19 protein-coding genes and 1 tRNA gene are annotated in these 18,819 nt (G+C 64.0%); 8 read left to right on the forward strand and 12 right to left on the reverse strand.

The features are described 5' to 3' along the window. Position 1: 1 nt before the first annotated feature. Entirely contained in the window at positions 2 to 835 is an 834-nt protein-coding gene (locus QNA11_RS00960; RefSeq protein ID WP_283481598.1) for a GNAT family N-acetyltransferase, read from the reverse strand. A gap of 141 nt (positions 836 to 976) precedes the next feature. On the opposite strand from QNA11_RS00960, the gene QNA11_RS00965 reads away from it, so the two are divergent. From QNA11_RS00965 to QNA11_RS00975, 3 genes are read left to right on the forward strand one after another with little or no spacing between them, the layout of a single operon-like run. Continuing rightward, complete coding sequence (locus QNA11_RS00965; protein WP_283481599.1) at positions 977 to 1,225, forward strand: phosphopantetheine-binding protein; 249 nt, start codon at positions 977 to 979, stop codon at positions 1,223 to 1,225. Continuing rightward, positions 1,209 to 2,588, forward strand: coding sequence for a class I adenylate-forming enzyme family protein (locus tag QNA11_RS00970; protein WP_283481600.1), 1,380 nt, complete (start codon positions 1,209 to 1,211; stop codon positions 2,586 to 2,588). The genes QNA11_RS00965 and QNA11_RS00970 overlap by 17 nt, the downstream gene beginning before the upstream one ends. Further along, positions 2,585 to 3,313, forward strand: coding sequence for an SDR family NAD(P)-dependent oxidoreductase (locus tag QNA11_RS00975; protein ID WP_283481601.1), 729 nt, complete (start codon positions 2,585 to 2,587; stop codon positions 3,311 to 3,313). The genes QNA11_RS00970 and QNA11_RS00975 overlap by 4 nt, the downstream gene beginning before the upstream one ends. Before the next feature lie 312 nt (positions 3,314 to 3,625). Here the strand turns inward: QNA11_RS00975 and QNA11_RS00980 are convergent, their stop codons facing one another. Continuing rightward, positions 3,626 to 4,039, reverse strand: a complete 414-nt coding sequence (locus tag QNA11_RS00980; protein ID WP_283481602.1) for a DUF4326 domain-containing protein — start codon at positions 4,037 to 4,039, stop codon at positions 3,626 to 3,628. A 129-nt stretch (positions 4,040 to 4,168) separates the two neighbouring features. Here QNA11_RS00980 and QNA11_RS00985 point away from each other — a divergent pair, with 129 nt between their 5' ends. Then, positions 4,169 to 4,357 (forward strand): hypothetical protein, encoded by a 189-nt coding sequence (locus tag QNA11_RS00985; protein WP_283481603.1) that lies wholly within the window; start codon positions 4,169 to 4,171, stop codon positions 4,355 to 4,357. Positions 4,358 to 4,400: 43 nt separating this feature from the next. Here the strand turns inward: QNA11_RS00985 and QNA11_RS00990 are convergent, their stop codons facing one another. The 6 genes from QNA11_RS00990 to QNA11_RS01015 form a co-directional block, all read right to left on the reverse strand. Beyond that, positions 4,401 to 4,583: a hypothetical protein gene (locus QNA11_RS00990; RefSeq protein WP_281931327.1), complete on the reverse strand. Its 183-nt coding sequence runs from the start codon at positions 4,581 to 4,583 to the stop codon at positions 4,401 to 4,403. A 419-nt stretch (positions 4,584 to 5,002) separates the two neighbouring features. Beyond that, positions 5,003 to 5,079: transfer RNA gene (locus QNA11_RS00995), tRNA-Pro, on the reverse strand. An 87-nt stretch (positions 5,080 to 5,166) separates the two neighbouring features. Continuing rightward, positions 5,167 to 5,685 (reverse strand): dihydrofolate reductase, encoded by a 519-nt coding sequence (locus QNA11_RS01000; protein ID WP_283481604.1) that lies wholly within the window; start codon positions 5,683 to 5,685, stop codon positions 5,167 to 5,169. After that, entirely contained in the window at positions 5,682 to 6,080 is a 399-nt protein-coding gene (locus QNA11_RS01005; RefSeq protein ID WP_283481605.1) for a hypothetical protein, read from the reverse strand. The genes QNA11_RS01000 and QNA11_RS01005 overlap by 4 nt, the downstream gene beginning before the upstream one ends. Beyond that, positions 6,059 to 6,478 carry a HEPN domain-containing protein gene (locus tag QNA11_RS01010; RefSeq protein ID WP_349362175.1) on the reverse strand — a complete coding sequence of 140 codons (420 nt, stop codon included), beginning with the start codon at positions 6,476 to 6,478 and terminating at the stop codon, positions 6,059 to 6,061. Before QNA11_RS01010 ends, QNA11_RS01005 begins: the two co-directional genes overlap by 22 nt. A gap of 25 nt (positions 6,479 to 6,503) precedes the next feature. Further along, positions 6,504 to 7,310 (reverse strand): thymidylate synthase, encoded by an 807-nt coding sequence (locus QNA11_RS01015; protein WP_283481606.1) that lies wholly within the window; start codon positions 7,308 to 7,310, stop codon positions 6,504 to 6,506. A 281-nt stretch (positions 7,311 to 7,591) separates the two neighbouring features. On the opposite strand from QNA11_RS01015, the gene QNA11_RS01020 reads away from it, so the two are divergent. From QNA11_RS01020 to QNA11_RS01035, 4 genes are all read left to right on the forward strand, one after another. Continuing rightward, positions 7,592 to 8,593, forward strand: a complete 1,002-nt coding sequence (locus tag QNA11_RS01020) for a Tim44 domain-containing protein (protein WP_283481607.1) — start codon at positions 7,592 to 7,594, stop codon at positions 8,591 to 8,593. Positions 8,594 to 8,875: 282 nt separating this feature from the next. Further along, positions 8,876 to 11,440 (forward strand): ATP-dependent helicase HrpB, encoded by a 2,565-nt coding sequence (gene hrpB, locus QNA11_RS01025; protein WP_283481608.1) that lies wholly within the window; start codon positions 8,876 to 8,878, stop codon positions 11,438 to 11,440. Between the two features lie 85 nt (positions 11,441 to 11,525). Then, entirely contained in the window at positions 11,526 to 12,068 is a 543-nt protein-coding gene (locus QNA11_RS01030; RefSeq protein ID WP_283481609.1) for a retropepsin-like aspartic protease family protein, read from the forward strand. Between the two features lie 93 nt (positions 12,069 to 12,161). Next, positions 12,162 to 13,661: a phosphomannomutase/phosphoglucomutase gene (locus tag QNA11_RS01035; RefSeq protein ID WP_283481610.1), complete on the forward strand. Its 1,500-nt coding sequence runs from the start codon at positions 12,162 to 12,164 to the stop codon at positions 13,659 to 13,661. A gap of 211 nt (positions 13,662 to 13,872) precedes the next feature. Here the strand turns inward: QNA11_RS01035 and QNA11_RS01040 are convergent, their stop codons facing one another. From QNA11_RS01040 to QNA11_RS01055, 4 genes are all read right to left on the reverse strand, one after another. Further along, positions 13,873 to 16,125 carry a TonB-dependent receptor gene (locus QNA11_RS01040; protein WP_283484139.1) on the reverse strand — a complete coding sequence of 751 codons (2,253 nt, stop codon included), beginning with the start codon at positions 16,123 to 16,125 and terminating at the stop codon, positions 13,873 to 13,875. 492 nt (positions 16,126 to 16,617) lie between these two features. Beyond that, positions 16,618 to 17,352, reverse strand: a complete 735-nt coding sequence (locus tag QNA11_RS01045; protein WP_283481611.1) for a TadE/TadG family type IV pilus assembly protein — start codon at positions 17,350 to 17,352, stop codon at positions 16,618 to 16,620. Then, a complete protein-coding gene (locus tag QNA11_RS01050) occupies positions 17,349 to 17,951 on the reverse strand; it encodes a TadE/TadG family type IV pilus assembly protein (protein WP_283481612.1) in 603 nt (200 codons plus the stop codon). Before QNA11_RS01050 ends, QNA11_RS01045 begins: the two co-directional genes overlap by 4 nt. Before the next feature lie 71 nt (positions 17,952 to 18,022). Then, the gene (locus tag QNA11_RS01055; RefSeq protein WP_283481613.1) at positions 18,023 to 18,502 is read right to left on the reverse strand and encodes a pilus assembly protein N-terminal domain-containing protein; all 480 of its coding nucleotides are present in this window, start codon (positions 18,500 to 18,502) and stop codon (positions 18,023 to 18,025) included. Between the last annotated feature and the right edge of the window lie 317 nt (positions 18,503 to 18,819).

The following is an 18,819-nucleotide window of genomic DNA, read 5'->3' on the forward strand; positions in this document are numbered from 1 at the left end:
CTCATGGTCCGAACAAGACGCTTTCGCTGAAGGCGAGATCGCCCAGTCGCGGACGTTCGGGGCCCTTGTAATATTTGGGTCCGCGATCCTGAAGATAGATTCCGAAGAGCCCGGGAATCTTCTCTGTTGTGTCGAGAAGAACGGTAGGATGGCCGCGGCGCAGCAGCTCGCGGCCCAAGGGGCCCGCAAAGCGTTGGAAATCGGCAAGGCTGCGGCAATAGATCAGTTGTTGCGTGGGAACGAGCCCCTTCAGCACGCGGCGCGGCAGAAACACGAAGGGATGGGCGTCGCGTTTTTCATGGACGATCAACACGAGACAGCCACGCTCGGCATGGGCCGCGAGGAGCGCGCATTCCTGCGATGAGAGAGAGCCGCCATAGTCGCGATCCGCGTCGAAGATTTTCACGCGGGCGTTGGCGGTCCAAGGGGCGAGGGCGGGGATGGCGAGCATTTGGCCGTTGCAATAACGGCGAAATCCCTGCGCTTCGATCACGCGCCACGTATGCGGCGCCGGCGAAGTGTTGATATAGGTGACGTCCTTGAGCCGCACCGCCGCGGCGATGAGCAGCGAGGCGTAGCCTCGATAGGATTCTTCGACATACCAGCTCGAGATGTTGCAACGAATCTTCTCCGCGCCCACGCGTGTGAAGATCATCAGGATCACGCCGACCGGCGCGCCGTCGTGCTCCAGCAGATAACCCATACGGGGATAGCCTTCGGGCGCATCGCGGTGCGCGAGCGTTTCGAGCGCGTGACTCCAATAGTCGGTGGTGCGCTCGGGAAATCCCTTGGCCAGCAATCGGACGAGCGCTGGCGCGTCGGCCTCTGCGATCATTCTGCATCGAATGCGCGGCGTCGCCGGCTCGGTCATCTGCGCTTAACCTTCGTCATGGATCTTGGCCACGTGTGCAGGGAATTGCTTAGGGAAGCACGATAGGAAGTTCTTCTTAGCCGGAGATGAAAAGGGCGCGTTTCGATGAGCATAAGGTTAACAGTGCTTTCCGTCGTGGAAAATGTGGCTGCGGAGCAGGAAAAAAAGCTCACGCCACTCGAGAACGATACGGTCCTCGCCAACTCCGGTTTGGATTCTCTGTGCTTCGCAATCATCGTCGCGCGTCTCGAAGACGCGCTCGGGGTCGACCCCTTCACGGCTTCGGAAGAGGTCTATTTTCCCGTAACCTTCGGCGATTTCGTCGCGCTCTATGAAAATGCCGCGGCCGCTTGATCTGCGCGGGCTCGCGTGCGACGCGGTTTTTGACGGCGCCGCCGGGCTACGTGCCCCAAAGGGGCAGGCGCTTTGGCGCGATGCAGTTCAAGGGACGATCTTTGGCGGCCGTCGCGCTTTGCTTGCCGGCAAGTCGGTCTTGATCGGCGTATCGTCGCAGTTCGACGCGGCGCTCGCCATGCTGGAGCTCGATGGGCTTGTCGCGCGCATGGTGATTACGCCGCCGGATTTTACGAGCGAGCGTCTCGCCTCGGCGATCGAGCAGGCGCGAGTCGAGGCGGTCATTTGCGACGACGACGTTAAGGATTTCGGCGTCGACGTTACGCGCGTTCGCGTTTCGGCGCTCGCGCCCGAGACGGAGCCGCGCCCCGCTGCGATCGAAACGGAATGGGTTCTTCCCACCTCGGGCACGACCGGGGCGCCGAAGCTTGTCGCGCATCGTCTCGCGGGGTTGCTTGGCGCAGTTCGCCCGCGCGCGGCAGGTGAGGCGGCGCCGGTTTGGGCGACCTTCTACGACATTCGTCGCTATGGCGGGATGCAGATATTTCTACGCGCGGCGACGAGCGGCGCGACGCTGTTGCTGAGCGAGGCGAGTGAGCCGCTCGTCGATCATGTAACGCGCATGGCCGAAGCCGGCGTCACGCACCTCTCCGGCACGCCGTCGCATTGGCGCCGTCTGCTGATGAGTCCCGAAGCTGCACGGATCGCGCCCCAATATGTGCGCCTTTCCGGAGAGATCGCAGACCGTGCGGTCCTGGTCAATTTGGCCGCCTTCTACCCCAACGCAAAAATCGTTCACGCCTATGCATCCACGGAAGCGGGAGTAGGCTTCGAGGTGACCGACGGGAGGGAAGGGTTTCCCGCCGCTTATCTGGATGGCGTTGGCGGCGTCGAGATGCGCGTCGTCGACGGGTCGTTGCGTCTGCGCTCGCGCCGCATGGCGGATCGCTATGTGGGGCGTGATGATCTCACGCTGGCGGACGCGGATGGATTTGTCGACACGGATGATCTTGTCGAAAGAGTCGGCGACCGCTTCTTCTTCAAGGGCAGGCGCGCCGGTACCATTAATGTCGGCGGGTTGAAAGTCCACCCGGAGGAGGTCGAGCAGATCATTAATCTGCATGACGCCGTGCGCATGTCGCTGGTGAAGGCGCGGCGCAATCCGATCATGGGCGATCTCATCGTGGCGGAAGTGATGCTCAAGGAAAACGACATCTCTGCGGAGCAAAAGCGTGCGGTGAAGGATGAAATAATTGCCGCATGCCGCGGGCGGCTCGAAAGGCACAAGGTTCCGGTTTCGATCGACTTCGTGTCGTCGCTCGCCATGTCGGCCGGGGGCAAGCTGCTGCGGGGAAAAGCATGAGGCGTAATGTCATCGTCACGGGCGGCAGTCGCGGTCTGGGCCTCGCGATCTCGCGACGCCTCGTCGCCGACGGCTTTCGCGTTATCGCTGTGGCGCGCAAGCCGAGCGACGCGCTCGATGAAGAGATCGCCCGCGCCTCCGGCGCGCTTGCCTTTGCTGCGCTCGATCTTTCGCAGATCGACGCGATCCCCGATTTTGTGATGCGGCTCAAAAAGGAATTCGGCGCGCCTTATGGGCTCGTCAACAATGCGGGGCTCGGCACCGAGGGGCTGCTCGCCACCATGCACAATTCGCAGATCGATGAGCTGACGCGCGTGAATGTGACCGCGCCGATCATTCTGACAAAATATGTCGTTCGCAATATGATGTCGGCGGGCCAGGGCGGCCGCATCGTGAATATGTCGTCGATTATCGCCTCGACCGGATATAATGCGCTTTCCGTCTATGGCGCGACGAAAGCGGCGCTCATCGGCTTCACCAAGTCTCTGTCGCGCGAAGTCGGTCGGCTGGGCGTCACCGTCAATGCGGTGGCGCCGGGTTTCGTCGAGACAGAGATGACGGCGTCGCTTGGCGAAGAGGAGCGCGCCAAAATTGCTGCGCGCGCGGCTTTGCGGCGGTTGGCGGCGCCGGAGGATGTGGCGAACGCGGTTTCTTATCTCTTCGACGACAAGGCGTGCAACATTACCGGGACGGTGATGACAGTGGATGCGGGGGCGACGGCGTGACGTAATGCGTGCTTGCCGTCATTGCGAGGAGCTGCGCGACGAAGCAATCCAGGGCAGCTATAGCGGCTCACTGGATTGCTTCGCTTCGCTCGCAATGACGGGAGGCTCTGGATTCCCGGTCGCGCTGTCAGACGCCGGGAATGGCATGCCCTAATGCAAGCTGTTTAACGGGAGTGTTAACGATCTGTTAACCATCCCGTTGCAACCTGGTTCAGTCAGCCGCTTCGATTGCTTTGAGCAGTTCCGGATACGCTGTCTTTCTTGGCGACGGCCCGCGACCTCGGATGTAAAGGCGCGGGCCGTTCCTTTTCATCATTCTGTCGGCGTCGAGGGCTCTGCGCACACACGCAGAACCTCGAGCCTGATCCGATCTCCGTGGCACGGCCGCTGCGGTCGCGTGGGCGGCTCAGCGCACCAGCAGCGCAGAGCAATTTTTTCGCCTCTGCGTAGCCGATCGGCGATCTTCTCGATTTCGCGCGTCTTCGGGCCGCGCTCGGCGAGATCGCGATCGAGATCGCGCTCATAGGCCGCGATCACGCGCAGCCGCTCCTGCATGTCCCGATGGTCGCGCAGAATGTGCGGATTGCCGAGAACCGGATTGCTGCGATCCACGTCGATGATTGCTTCGTCCGGCGCCGCCTGGAGCCCGCCCTTGCGTTTCGAGACAATGCGGATACGGGCCGCATAGTCTGTCGGAAGCGCGCTCGATTTGAAGAGATCGTCCAAAGATGCATTCTCCTGCGCAGCTAAAGGCTGATCGGCTCCTGCGAATTTGAGGCTACGTATTTTACGCAACTTGATAGGCCGGGGCGCGCGGGTCACCTTGATCGATCATCTCTCGCCGAAGAGCGCGCCATGATCGACTTGCTCTATATCGCCAGGCTGGACTTTCTCATCAAGATACGCGGCGCGCAGGACATTGGCGGCGCGAGGCCGCGTGCGCGTTTCGTGCCCTTGGACAATAGGGACGCGGTGAAAACCCACGCAGTGCAACGGCGCTTGCGGCAGCAAAAGAAGGCGGCGACGTTCCAAGACACATTCTGAAACGACGACAAATTGCTCGGCCAACGGCCGCGCGGAAACCTGCTCAACTTTGGTGTGGCCCCAGCATTTGATACAGGGCGGCTTCGATTCGTCGCCAGTTTTTCGCCTGTTCAGCCTCGCCGCTTTGCTCCAACGAGGCAGCCTTTTGCGCCGCCTCGGCGACGGCCTTGTCGCCATGCGCATCGAACAGCCGCCGCGCATAGTCCTGGATGTCGAGCTCTTCCATTTCGACGGCTCCGCTTGGTGGATCGACGCCAAAGTCGCGTCGACGCCCTATTGCAACGAACTTGAGCGGAATCTGTTCCGTCTGCCGGAAAAGCAGACGCGCGGCGTAGACGGCGGGCTGAAAGCTCGACCGGGAATCCGCAAGAGCGCTGGTTCAGCGCCCGTCATTGCGAGCGACGCGACGCAATCCAGGCAGGCGATGCGGCCCTGGATTCTTCGTCGGCTCCGCCTCCTCGCAATGACGGTGGGGATTTCCTGTGCGTCCGAGCGTCGGGGATGGCGCCGAACCTCTCGTATCATGAGAAGGATCGGCCAGGCGGTGCGGCAGCGCCATGTCGGGAACCGCCCCCGATTATCTTCCAACGTGAAAAAGGCCCCAAAGGGGCCATTTCTGATGCTTCTATTTTGCGGGATTTAAACTGGTCGGAGTGAGAGGATTCGAACCTCCGACCCCCTCGTCCCGAACGAGGTGCGCTACCAGGCTGCGCTACACTCCGATCCAACGGCCGTGTCGGCCGCTTTCGAGGGGCCTTATAGCCATAGTAGGCCGGCCCCGCAACTGGTTTCGCCGTTTAATTTGTCGCTTATCCACCGTGGCGGCGGCGCAGCGTCACGAAGGAGAAATCCGCCTCGTCCTTGTCGCCGCGCGGCGGCGTCTCGCGGGCGATTTCCTCCCATTCCAGCGGCGAAAGCTCCGGGAAATGGGCGTCTCCCGGAATATCGAGCCCGACTTCAGTGAGCTCGATCATTTGCGTCTCGCCGAGCAGCGCCCGATAGATTTCGGCGCCGCCGGCGACAATAATTTCTGGCGCCGCCATTTCGGCGGCGAGCCGCTGGGCGATGGCGAGCGATTCGGTCAGGCTCGTCGCGACATGGGCGCCGGGTGCGGCATAGCCGGGGCTCCGCGTGACGACGACGCTCTCGCGGCCGGGCAAAGGGCGGCCGATCGATTCCCAGGTGCGCCGACCCATGATCATGGGCCGGCCCCAGGTACGCGCCTTATAGCGCTTGAGATCGCTGGAGAGACGCCAGGGCAGGCCGTTGCCGACCCCGATGACGCCGTTCTGGGCCCGGGCGACGACGGCGACGAGTTTGGGGGTCATGCTGCGGCGGCGCCTACTCTCTCGATGTCTGCGACGAGGGCGTATTCGATGAGCATCCGATCGAGGATCACCGTCTCGATCTCGACAGGCAGCTCAGCAAAGCGCCGGGCATAGGCGATGATCCGCGAGGCCTCCGGATGCGTCGCCGGAACGGGGTCAACTCGCACTTTGCCTCCGAACTCGGGAATCCTGCCAGCTCGGCGAAGATCGAAGACCTTGAGCACGACTTCTCGGCTTTTTCGGCTTGTCACGATCCGAATGACCCAATCGACATCGTCCTCATCGGAAACGACCTTGATCAGGTAGACGCCCTCAACTCCGATGCCTTCCGCCCTAAGCGCTTCCGCGATCCTGCAGAGCCCCTCGGCGCCCCCTATGGTTGTGACCGGATCCATGCGAAAATCCCTTCTGTCGGGTCGCTTATGGCCTCGAGTAGCGCTCGAGCCTCTGTCTCTTCAATTCTCCTATAACGCGCCGACTCATTCCAGCCCATTACAGTGTTCCAGTTGGCCACGAACTGAGAAGAACGCCTGGACCGCTCCTGCAACGCTGGCTTGAGCTGCGCCAAGCTCAAAAGGTCCTCGAGGTCGTGGGTGTAGATATTCTTTACCAAGTTCTTGTCCGGGATTTCGTTCGCCCTGAACTGATCGGCGATAACGGCTTTGAGCGCGAGCTCGATTGCATATCCGGAAAGGTAGAAAGCGCCGGACCACCTCTGAACGCCCAATAGCGCCAGCGCTTCTCGCAACCGTTCCTCGGCGAGCGCTTCCAGCTCCTCGAGCCGCATGTTCACCTCAAATAGCCAGAGTGAAAAACAATCAAACCGCAATGGGCGCGGCGATGGCCGGCCAGGGGTCGTAGCCTTCGACCGCAATGTCTTCATAGCGGAAATCGAGGAGCGAGGCTGCTTCAGGGTTCAGCGCGAGGCGGGGCAGGGGCCGCGGCGCGCGCGAGAGCTGCAGGCGCGCCTGCTCGATGTGGTTCAGATAGAGATGCGCGTCGCCGAGGCTGTGGATGAAATCGCCGGCGACGCAGCCCGTCGCCTGCGCCACCATGTGCGTGAGCAGCGCGTAGCTTGCAATATTAAAGGGCACGCCGAGGAACACGTCCCCCGAGCGCTGATAGAGCTGGCAGGACAGGCGCTTTTGCCCGTCCACCTCGGCCACATGGAATTGGAAAAGGCAGTGGCAGGGCGCGAGCGCCATTTTGTCGATCTCGGCCGGGTTCCAGGCCGTGACGACGAGGCGGCGGGAGAAGGGGTTTCGCTTTATTTCCTCGATCAGCCAGCCGATCTGGTCGATCGTTTCCCCGCCGGGCGCGGGCCAGGCGCGCCACTGGGCGCCATAGACGGGCCCGAGATCGCCCTTCTCATCGGCCCATTCGTCCCAGATGGTGACGCCGTTTTCCTTGAGGTAGCCGATGTTGGTCTCGCCCGCGAGGAACCAGAGCAGCTCGTGGATCACCGATTTCAGATGCACCCGCTTGGTGGTGACGAGCGGGAAGCCCTCCGAGAGATCGAAGCGCATCTGATGGCCGAAGATGGAGAGCGTGCCCGTCCCCGTGCGGTCCTCCTTACGGACGCCCTCGCGCAGGATTTTGTCGAGAAGGTCGAGATATTGGCGCATGGGATGATTTAAGGAGTCTGGGGGCGGGAGTCTTTGAAAAAGATAAGGGCCCTCATCCGACCCTCGCTTACGCGAGGGCCACCTTCTCCCGCAGGCGGGAGAAGGAGTCGCGGCCGCAGGGTTCTTTCCTTTTCCCGCGCGCGGGAGAAGGTGGCCGCCGAAGGCGGTCGGATGAGGGCGGTCCCCCAATTCCCGCAACCCTGCCTTTGCAGCCCCGTCATCCTCTCCCTATATTCTCTCCCCGAGGGGAGCGACGCTCCCCAATAAGAGGGAAAACTCATATGCTGCGGTTTCTTGCGCAAAAGCGCGGATCGCTGATTTCATTGGCTCTCGCGGCGCTGTTGGCGCTCGCGCCGGCGATCGCCGAGGCGCGCATGGGCGGGGGCGGGAGCTTCGGCTCGCGCGGCTCCAAGACCTGGTCGGCGCCGCCGTCGACCCGCACGGCGCCCGGAACGGCCTCGCCATTCGAGCGCAGCGAGACGGCGCGTCCAAGCTTTAATCCGAGCCAGCCGGGCTTCAATCGGCCTGCCTTCGGCGGCTCTTCCTTCGGCCGCGGCCTGCTCGGCGGTCTCGCCGGCGGCCTGCTCGGCGCGGGGCTTTTCGGGTTGCTGACCGGCAACGGCTTCTTCGGCGGTATCGGCGGCTTCATGTCGATCATCGGCTTCCTGCTGCAAATCGCGCTGGTCGTTTTCCTGGCCCGCATGGCCTTCGTCTGGTGGCAGCGTCGCAATGCGCCGGCGGGCGTCGGGCCTCAGGGCTCGACCTTCGGCTTCACGGGCGGCGCGCCTTTCGGCGGGGGGCCGACGGGCGGCTTCGGGGCCGGGCCGATGGGCTTTGGCGGCGGAGCGCCGCAGCGTCCGCGCGCGACGCCGATCCAGATCGCAGCCGGGGACTTCAACGCCTTCGAGCGCCTGCTCGGCCAGTCGCAGGCCGCCTATAGCCGCGAGGACGTCAGCGCGTTGGGTCAGGTGGCCACGCCGGAAATGGTCCGCCATTTCGACGAGGAGCTGGAGACGAACCGCCGCAAGGGCGTCGTCAACCGCGTGACCGACGTCAAGCTTCTGCAGGGCGACCTTTCGGAAGCCTGGCGCGAGGGCTCGGACGAATATGCGAGCGTCGCCATGCGCTTCTCGCTGAACGACGTCCTGGAGGACCGCGCCACCGGCAAGCCGGCGCCCGGCTCTGCTGGGGCAAGCGAGGCGACCGAGGTCTGGACCTTCCGCCGCCCGGCGGGCGCCGGCCCCGACGCCTGGAAGCTTTCGGCGATCCAGCAGGCGGCGTAACGCGAAGCCTGCTATTGAGAGGCGCTCCCTCCGTGAGGAGGGGGCGCCTTTTTTGTGATCTGCGATCGGGCGAGTAGCAATCCGGCGTCGTGAGCCACTGATATACCTCCCCTTTACGGGGAGGTCGGCGGCCGGAAGGCCGCCGGGTGGGGCTCTCGCCGCTACGACGGGGGTTGGGGCGGACCCCACCCGACCCCGCTTGCGCGGGGCCACCCTCCCCGTAAAGGGGAGGGATGAGCTCGCGCCCGGCGTTCGGCAGATTGCTTCGTTGTTGAGCCAGAGTTGACACGCCCACAGGACGCTCTCCCCATTGACGCCGTGCTGCCCGACATTCGGGCGGCGCTTTCGGCTTCTCCCAATCTCGTGATCGTCGCGCCGCCCGGCGCCGGCAAGACGACGCGCGTGCCGCTCGCGCTGCTGGATGCGCCTTGGGCGAGGGGCGGCAAGCTCATCCTGTTGGAGCCGCGCCGTCTCGCCGCCCGCGCCGCCGCGAGCCGCATGGCCGCGACGCTTGGCGAGCAGATCGGCGAGACGGTGGGTCTGCGCATGCGGCTCGAGTCCAGGGTCTCGGCCAGGACCCGGATCGAGGTCGTCACCGAGGGCGTCTTCGCGCGCATGATCCTCGACGATCCGGCGCTCGACGGCGTCGCGGGCGTGCTCTTCGACGAATATCACGAGCGCTCGCTCGACGCCGACTTGGGCCTCGCTCTCGCGCTCGACGCCCAATCGGGGCTGCGCGAGGATCTGCGGCTTATCGCCATGTCGGCGACGCTCGACGGCGCGCGCGTCTCGGCTTTGATGGGCGACGCGCGGACGGTCGTCTCCGAGGGCCGCGCCTTCGATGTCGAAACCCGCTATTTGGGCCGAGAGCCCAATGAACGCATCGAGGACGCCGTCGCCCGCGCCGTGCAGCGCGCCCTGCGTGAGGAGAAAGGCTCGGTGCTCGCCTTTCTGCCGGGGCAGGGCGAGATCATGCGGGTCGCCTCGCGTCTTGCGGACGCCCGATTGGAGGGCGTCGATATTGCGCCGCTCTATGGCGCGCTCGATCGCGGCGAGCAGGACCGCGCCATCTCGCCCGCGCCACAGGGACGTCGCAAGGTGGTGCTCGCGACCTCCATCGCCGAGACGTCGCTGACGATCGAAGGCGTGCGCGTTGTCGTGGATAGCGGCCTGTCGCGCGTGCAGCTTTACGAGCCGGATTTGGGCCTCTCACGTCTCGAGACGGTGCGCGCCGCGCGCGCCAGCGTCGACCAGCGGCGTGGCCGCGCCGGGCGCACGGAGCCGGGCGTTTGTTACCGGCTTTGGGACGAGCCGCAGACGGCGTCGCTCCCCGCTTTCGCGGCGCCGGAGATATTGGCGGCTGATCTGTCGAGCCTCGCGCTCGATCTCGCCGCCTGGGGCGTCGCCGATCCCGGCCAGCTCGCCTGGCTCGACCCGCCGCCGGCGCCGGCCTGGAAGGAGGCCGTGGCGCTGGACCGGGAGCTCGGGGCGCTTGATGGCGACGGGCGGCTTACCGAAGAGGGCAGGGCGTTGCGCGCCCTTCCCCTGCCGCCTCGTCTCGCCCGCATGGTGCTGGAGGCCGCGCGCTGTGGGGAAGCGGCGCGGGCGGCGGAGCTTGCCATGCTGCTTTCCGAGCGCGGACTTGGGGGGAATGACGCGGATCTGTCGCATCGGCTGGACCGGCTGCAGTCGGATGGGTCGAAGCGGGCGAAGGATGCGAGGAGGCTGGCGGGCAACTGGGCGAGGATGGCGATGGCGGCGTTGCCCCCTCCCTGTCCCTCCCCCGCTAAAGCGGGAGAGGGGACGCTCGCGATCAGCATTGCCGATGAAGGCCACGCTCTGCCCCCTCTCCCGCGCAGCGGGGGAGGGCTGGGGAGGGGGCTCTCCGACGGCGCCCTCGTCGCGCTCGCTTATCCCGACCGCATCGCCAAATCGCGCGGGGCCAATGGCGACTTCCTCATGGCCAATGGCCGCGCCGCGAGCCTGCCCGTGGAGGACCCGCTGTCTCGCGCCCCCTTTCTCGCCGTCGCGGAGCTGACCGGCCGCGCGGCGCAGGCGCGCATTCTGGCGGCTTGCGCGCTCGACGCGGAGGAGGTGGAGACGATCGCCGGCATGCGCATCGAGGCGCGCGACGAGACTGTTTTCGATCCTGCGACCGCCAGCCTGCGGCGCCGTCGCTTCCGCCGCCTCGGCGCGATCCGCCTGAGCGAGCAGAACCTCTCCGTCGAAGCCGATGAGGAGGGCGCGCGGGCGCTGGCGCGGGGGATCGCCGCGCTCGGCGCCGCGCGCCTGCCATGGACCAAGGGCCAGACGCAGCTTCGCGACCGCGTGGCGTTCCTGCGCCGGGCCGAGGGCGAGGAGTGGCCCGATCTCTCGGACGCCGCGCTAGGCGAAAGCGTCGAGGAATGGCTCGCGCCTTATCTTCTCGGCCGCGTGCGGCTCGGCGACATCGCGCCGGGCGATCTCGACGCGGCGCTCGCGCATCTCTTGCCCTATGATCTCATGCGCCGCCTCGACGCCGAGGCGCCCACGCATTTCGAAACGCCGGCGGGCTCTCGCCATGCGCTCGATTACGCCGCGCCCAACGGGCCGCTGCTCTCTGTGCGGGTGCAGGAGCTTTACGGCCTTTCGCAGCATCCGGCGCTGGCGCGCGGCCGGGTTCCGCTGACGTTGGAGCTGCTCTCGCCGGCGCATCGGCCGATCCAGACGACCCGCGACCTGCCGAGCTTTTGGGCGGGCTCCTGGAATGACGTGAAAAAAGAGATGAAGGGCCGTTATCCGCGCCATCTCTGGCCGGACGAGCCGGCCAAAGCCTTGCCGACCACGCGGGCGAAGCCGCGAGGGTGAGTTAACCGCTTTTCCGAGTAGGGCTTAAGACCCCCGCAAACTTTTCCCGCGAGGATCGCGCAGGGCTCGCATGCCAGGAAGCGTCATGCTCGGAAAGCAAATCTCATTTGCGGTCATCGCCGTGGTCGTCAGCGTGATCGCCGCGAAAGCGCTTATGCGCCTTGCGCCGCATCCCGACGCCGTGCCGCAGAGCGCGCAGCTTCGCCCCGTCTCGCAGCCGGCAGCGCCCGTGCGCGCGGCGCTTCCTGCGCGCATGGGGGAGATGCGCATTCCCGCTGATCAGAGGGGGCAATTCTCGACCGACGCCGAAATCAACGGCGCCCGTATCTCGGGCATGCTGGTCGATACGGGCGCGACGCTTGTGGCGCTTTCTTATGAGGACGCCTCGGCCGCCGGTCTCTTTCCGGCGCCGGCGGATTACAAGTATCAGGTCAACACCGCCAATGGCGTCGCCCATGTCGCGCGCGCGACCCTCAACGACGTGCGGATCGGCAATATCGTCGTTCACAATGTGGAGGCGGTGGTCGGCGAGCGCGGCGCGCTGTCAGGGAGCCTCTTAGGCATGGCTTTCCTCTCGAAGCTGTCGCGCTTCTCGGTGGAATCGGGAGCCCTCGTGCTGAAACAATAAGATAGCTTGCATGGTTTAGCGGTTGAGGCAAATTTGGCCGGCGCGGCGGGACGGTGTAAAGGGAGCCCGTCGTTTAGCTCGCAAGGACCGCCCATGCTGCCCAAGCCCGTTTCAATATTGACTCCCAATACTTTTGAATATGAACAAAAGCCGCTCGTGAAGCCGACCGGCTTTCGTGAATATGACGCGCGTTGGCTCTTTGGGCCGGAACTCAATCTGATGGGCGTGCAGGCGCTCGGCATGGGTCTGGGCACGCTGATCCACGAAATGGGCGTCGCGCCGGATATTGTCACCGGCCATGATTATCGCGCCTATTCTTCCTCCATCAAGCTCGCTCTGGTCGCCGGCCTCATGGCCTCTGGCGTGCGCGTGCGCGACATCGGCCTCGCCCTGTCGCCCATGGCCTATTTCGCGCAATTCGAGCTCGACGCCCCCGCCGTCGCCATGGTCACGGCGTCGCATAACGACAATGGCTGGACCGGCGTCAAGATGGGCGCGCAGCGGCCCGTGACTTTCGGGCCCGATGAGATGAGCCGCCTGAAAGAGATCGTGCTGTCCGGCAAATACCGTCAGGCCGGCGGCGGCGCGTATCACTTCATCGAGAATTTCGGCGCGCGCTATCTCGACGATCTGACCCGCCGCCCGGCCTTTGGGCGCAAGATGAAGGTCGTCGCGGCTTGCGGAAACGGCACGGCCGGCGCCTTCGCGCCGCAGATGCTCGAGCGTCTCGGCTGCGAGGTGATCCCGCTCGACGTCGAGCCCGACTATAACTTCCCGCGTTACAATCCCAATCCCGAAGATCTGGAGATGCTGCACGCCATCGCGCATAAGGTGCGCGAGACGGGCGCCGACGTCGGACTCGGCTTCGACGGCGACGGCGACCGCTGCGGCGTCGTCGACAACAATGGCGAGGAAATTTTTGCCGATAAGATCGGCGTGATGCTCGCGCGCGATCTCTCCAAGGTCTATCCGGGCGCGAAATTCGTTGTGGACGTGAAGTCGACGGGTCTCTTCGCAACCGACCCCGAGCTGGTCTCGCGCGGCGTTCATACGGATTATTGGAAGACCGGCCACTCTTATATCAAGCGCCGCGTGAACGATCTCAACGCGCTCGCCGGTTTCGAGAAGTCTGGCCATTTCTTCTTCAACGCGCCGATCGGGCGTGGCTATGACGACGGCCTGCTGACGGCGGTGCATGTTCTGGAAATGCTCGATCGCAATCCCCAGAAGAGCATGGCCGATCTCTACAATGATCTGCCGAAGACCTGGGGCTCGCCGACCATGTCGCCGCATTGCGACGACGAAAAGAAATATGAGGTCGTGAAGAAGGTGATCGCGCGCATCGAGGGCATGAAAACGCGCGGCGAAACACTCATCGGTCAGCCGATCCGCGACGTCGTGACGGTCAATGGCGTGCGCGTGACCGTCGCCGACGGCACATGGGGGCTGGTGCGCGCCTCGTCCAACAAGCCCGAGCTGGTCGTCGTCGTCGAGAGCCCGGTGTCAGAAGCGCGCCTGCGCGAGATGTTCGGCGCGGTGGACGCGATCCTGCGCGAAAATCCTGAAGTCGGCGCCTATAATCAGACGATCTGATCGCCCGGGGCTTTCAGCCCGCCGGGATCACCGCCGTCATTGCGAGGAGGCGGAGCCGACGAAGCAATCCAGAGCAACTACTGCGGCCCTGGATTGCTTCGCTTCGCTCGCAATGACGGCGGTGAATAAAACCAGCGCTTTTGTGGCTCTGCATTCAGGGTCGGGCTTTCAGCCCGCCGGTGAATGACACGCGCCGGATATGCGAGGATGATCAGAACACGATAGTCGCAAAGGCGCGCAGATTGGCGCCGGGCAGCAGCACCTCGTCCTTTCGGAAAGAGACGCTGTTACGGATGTCGTCGTTCAGAAGATTGTTGCCGACGAGGCCGAGGGTCATCTCGCTTCCCCAGGGGTTGCTCGGCGCAAATTTCATGCGGTAGCTCAGCTCGGCGCGCAGCAGATTGTATCCCTTGGTCGGCGTTTCGCCGGTCTGCGCAATATCGTTTTGGGCGAAGGCATGGAGCAGATTGGCGCGCGCGAGCCAGTTGGCGTCGCGCCAGTAGAGACCGCCGCCGAGCCGGACCGGTGGGATGCGGGGCACATTGCCGCCGCTCGTAAAGCTCGCGCGCACGACGTCGAACTGGTTTTCGACGCCGATCGTTCCGCCCATCAGCGGCGCGACGTCGAGCTGGCTCTGGAACTCCGCGCCACGGAAGACGGCGTTGCGTTGCGAATAAAGCGCAAGCGCCAGATCGCCCGCGCCGCCGATGGCGCAACTTGCGAAATCCCTCTGACAGACCGGGCCGGTGAGATTGCGGAAGATGAAGCCGTCGAAGCGCGTGATGTAAAGCGCAGCCTCGAAGCGCAACGGACCCTCCGCACGACGTAGGCCCAGCTCGAGCGTCTTCGCTTTCTCGATCCGCAAATTCGGGTTGCCGACATCGAAGGTGCCGGTGGCTTCGTGGATGCCGCGCGAGAGCAGCTCCGGCGCGCGCGGCGCGCGCTCGACATATTGCGCGGAGAGGCTGGCGACGAGGCCATATGGCAGATCGTGGAGCAGGCCGAACGCGCCGCTGACCGGCGTGAAGTTCCTGTAGCGGCCGATTGGCGTTGTCGGATCGAGGAAAAGATCGGGCAGGGAGCCTGTCACCTGCACATTCTCGATCCGCCCGGCAAGCTGCGCCTTGAGAGCGTCCGTCAGTTTGAGTTCGTTGAAGAGATAGCCCGCAACGGCTTGGGTCCGGTTCGGATCGTAGAGCCCGCCTTCCAGCCCCGGGGAGGTGAGGAATTGATGATTGCCCTGCACGCCGGCGGCGCTCGTCAACACGCCGAACGGAAGCGCGATCGGCATGAACTGCATCTCGACCCGCACCTCGAGATCCTTGTTGGTAAAGGACTGCTGCACGCCGTTGAAACCACCCTCGTCGGCGCGTTCGTGGTGCTTGTAGTCGGTGAGCCCCGCCCAGAAGCGTATGGCGTCGACATAGGCCGAGCCGATGTGGAGCTCGCCCTTACCGGTGACCCGGGTCTGACGCATCTCGATGCGGGTGTCGGTCGCCGTCGGCTCGACGCCCGGAACGCGGTAGCGACTGTTGTATTGCGTCACCGCGAAGCCGACGAAGCCGCCGGTGGGGATCAGATAGCTCGCGCCGAGCGAGGCGCCGCCGGAGCGGTTCGACGAATTGGGCTGGCGGCCGGCAAAATAGGGCGGCGGCTCCGCGGCGAAGGGATCGACGTCGAGATAGGGGTAGCCGGGAATACGATAGTCGCTCGCGCGACGGCCATGCGCGTCGGCATGCACGACAACATTGCCGCGCCCCGCGTCGAGCAGCGTCGCGTTTTCGAGCAGATTGTCGACAGTCGCGACAGCGGCGCGCGTCTCGACCCGCGCGCAGCCGGTTTCGCGGAATGCGGCGTCGAGCGCGCAGGGCGGCGCCTCGGGAATGCGGTTGTTGGCGACGTTCACCACGCCGCCGATCGCCTGCGAGCCCCAGCGGAGCGTGGCGGGGCCGCGCACGACCTCCATCTGGCTCGCGCCGATCGGGTCGAGCGGCACGGCGTGATCCTCGCCCATTTCCGAGACGCCGCTCGCGCCGACGCCGTTCTCTTGTATGCGCACGCGGTAGTTGTCGAGGCCGCGCACGATCGGCCGGCTGGCCGCGCCGGGCGCAAAGCTCGAGCTCGTGAGGCCTGGACGGGAAAAGACGACGTCGCCCAGAGTTGTCCCGGTGGTGGACCGCAGTTCCTCATTCGTGACGACTGTGACGGCGGCGAATTGGTCCGGGGCGATTGCCAATACGCCGCGCGGACTCGTCTGCGCGGCCGCAGCCGAGGCGGATTCGTCCGGCGTGGGCGCGCTCCGCCGGATAGGCGGGGCGCCTGGAGCGCGGGCTTGCGCCACCGGCGCGCTCGGACGGCGCTTGATGGGGCTTGTGGCGCCGACCTCGATCGTCGGGAGTGTCTGTTGCGCGGCGGCTGGCGCCGACATTGCGCAAATGCCGACAACCAGCGCGGAAGCGCCCATCAATTCGCCCAAGCCCTTTGATCTCACCGAAGCCTCCGCGCCGGATTTGTGCCTATGTTATAACATTACAGTCTTCGGTTGGATCAATGAGGGATGTCGCGGCCGAACGAACTTTCTGACCGCTGTTGCGCGACAGCCACACATGGGCCGCAGCAGAGGCATCGGAGGCGAATGATACGAAATCCGCTGGATTGGTTCCCCGACGCTCGCGCAGGGAGCGATCGGGAATCCAGAACAAAACCTGCTTTTGTGGCTCTGGATTCCCGATCGGGCCTTTGGCCCGTCGGGAATGACAAGCGCCAATGCGAGCTATTCAAACGGAAACGGTATGAATATTCCCGAACGATCAGACAGGCGCTGCGGCGTCTGCCTCCAGTTTATGCGGGAGCCCGATAAGGTGAGGCATATTTTAGAAGTCGCCGCCGTCGGGCTTAGCCCCTGTCGCAGCAGCGGTTTGCTTGGTACGTATCGGATTACTCGAACGCTCGATGATCACGGCGTAGAGCCGTTACAATTCGCTCCAGAGGTCATGTAATATTGAATATGCGGAGGCGAATATGTGTTGCGAACCGGCGCATAGCTCGTCCGCTGCATGCTCCAGGTCGGCGACGAGCTCCATTTGAACATTTCGAAATGGAAGCCCGGCGTGTAGTTGTAGACGACGTCGGCGATGATCATCGGGCCCGTGGGCGGATTGACGCCATTCGTGACGTTGACATAGCTCTTGGGTATCGTCGTGACCGACACCGGCGCCGCATCGTCGGGCGTGAGAGCGGCGTTGCAGGGGCGCGCCAATGCGCCATTGCGGGTGACCGACCAGCTTGTTTTCGCCTCCCACGAAGTTGCCGTCACCGCTGTGATGTTCACCTCGGAAATGGTCATTTTCATCGACGTGTCTGTGGTCGGCAGCCCCATCAGCACATTCGCCGCTGAAAAGATGGACGTGATCTCCGCTTCGCTCAACCCCGCTTGCCCGGTTGCGCATTTGGTAGAGGAGACGCCCGCTGGAGGATTGGGGCAGTCGATTTTTTGCGCCGTCAGATCGGCGAGCGTGTGCGCGACGAGATCGAGCCTCTGCGACGTCCGCATGCCGCGAGACAATTCGACGAGCCCCATATAAATCACGAGCATCAGAGGCAGGATCAACGCAAATTCGACAGCCGCCATGCCTCTGTCGTCGAGAGACGGCCGGCCGCTATGTCCGACAAAGCGCATCGTCGTTCTCATGGCTCCACACGAAAGGCGGCAATGCCCATGATCATATAGCTCCAGGCGCCGTTATTCTGGGTCTGGCCGCTGCGGACCTGCGAGAAGCCGCTGCCGCCCGCGAGCGTGCTGCCGCCCAGGAAGCCCATGATCACGGAAGTCGGATAGGCGACACGGACGATCGCAATTTTACCCGCCGCCGGCATGGCGATCTTGGTCGCGCGAGGGGCCGCCGTAAAGGAGTTGCCAGTGCTCGCCGACGTCCAATCCGAGGGGCTGCTGATGTCGACCAAAAGTTGCGAGCAGTCGAACATGGTCGATAAAGTGCCCCGCTGGACCGCGCCGCTGGCCTGCCAAGTACAAAGATACTTATCGACGAATTGCTGATAGGTCAGATTGGCGTCGGTGCTGTGGGTCAGCACAGCGCGGCTCGCCATTTCCGTCGCCATCTGCAGTTGAGCCGAGCGAAAATATACCGTGCCGGTTTCGAAGATGGCGCCGATGAGCCCGATGAAGGGCACGCTGATCATCGCAAATTCGACGGCGGTCACGCCATTGCGATCCGCGAGGAAGCGTTTTGGCGTCAGTTGCTTTACGAATCGTCGCAGTCTGTTCGTCACGCGAGCCGCCATGTTCGATTCGAGCTGTATTCTTACTGTTCGCGAAACAAGCTGGCCGGAGACCCCGGGAGCTAGCGTCGCGCCGACGAGGCGGCCGAGTCGTAGGCCTTGGCAGCGTCGATGGTGGTGTTCATATATTGCACGTCGTCCGCCAGATCGACGGCCTTCGCACACTTGGGATTGCAGGAAAGCGATTCGCGATGAAAGCCGCGCTGAACGACGACCTTGCTTTCTGAAGGGACGACGGTGACGATCGACTCGCCAACCTGCGCGCCGCTTCGATCCAGAACGATCAAATTCGTCGACCCGAAGCTCTTCCCCGTGATGACCATAAGCTGGCTGTTCTTGAGCATCGTCACGTCGGCGACGAGCGGATTGCCGATCACGAGCGTTTGCGCGCCCTGCGGAATCTTCACGATACGCGCATAGTCGATATCCACGCGGATTGCGCGGTCGTCGGCGGGCGCGGCCGAAGCCGCCGCCGCGTGAAATCCAGCGATGCTGGCAATCACAAGCAAAGCCTCGCGGAAAAGAGGCAGAGACAGATTCATTCGGTTCACCATGCAGCGCGCCTGATGCGGCGAGTTCCCGCGGGCTGGAGGCTTGCCGAGCGTTTCGGGTGGACGAAAAAAGCGTGGCTGCTCCGCTGATCGACTAAAGCAGCCAATGGTGAAGGGATCGCTAAAAATGTCTCGAATCTCTGGCGTATGAATTGGGGTTCGGAGAGGGTGGGCCAGAGGAGCGGCAACGGGAAAAAGTAGAATTTTCTCGAACATACAAGCGAATGGATCGGCTGCCTTCGCGGCGGATGACGCGAATAAAAACATCAAGCTACGCTGCGAAAACGGTCAACGAACTTGAAAGGTTT

This window comes from Methylocystis sp. JR02 (assembly GCF_030063565.1).
Classification (GTDB): Bacteria; Pseudomonadota; Alphaproteobacteria; order Rhizobiales; family Beijerinckiaceae; genus Methylocystis; species Methylocystis iwaonis.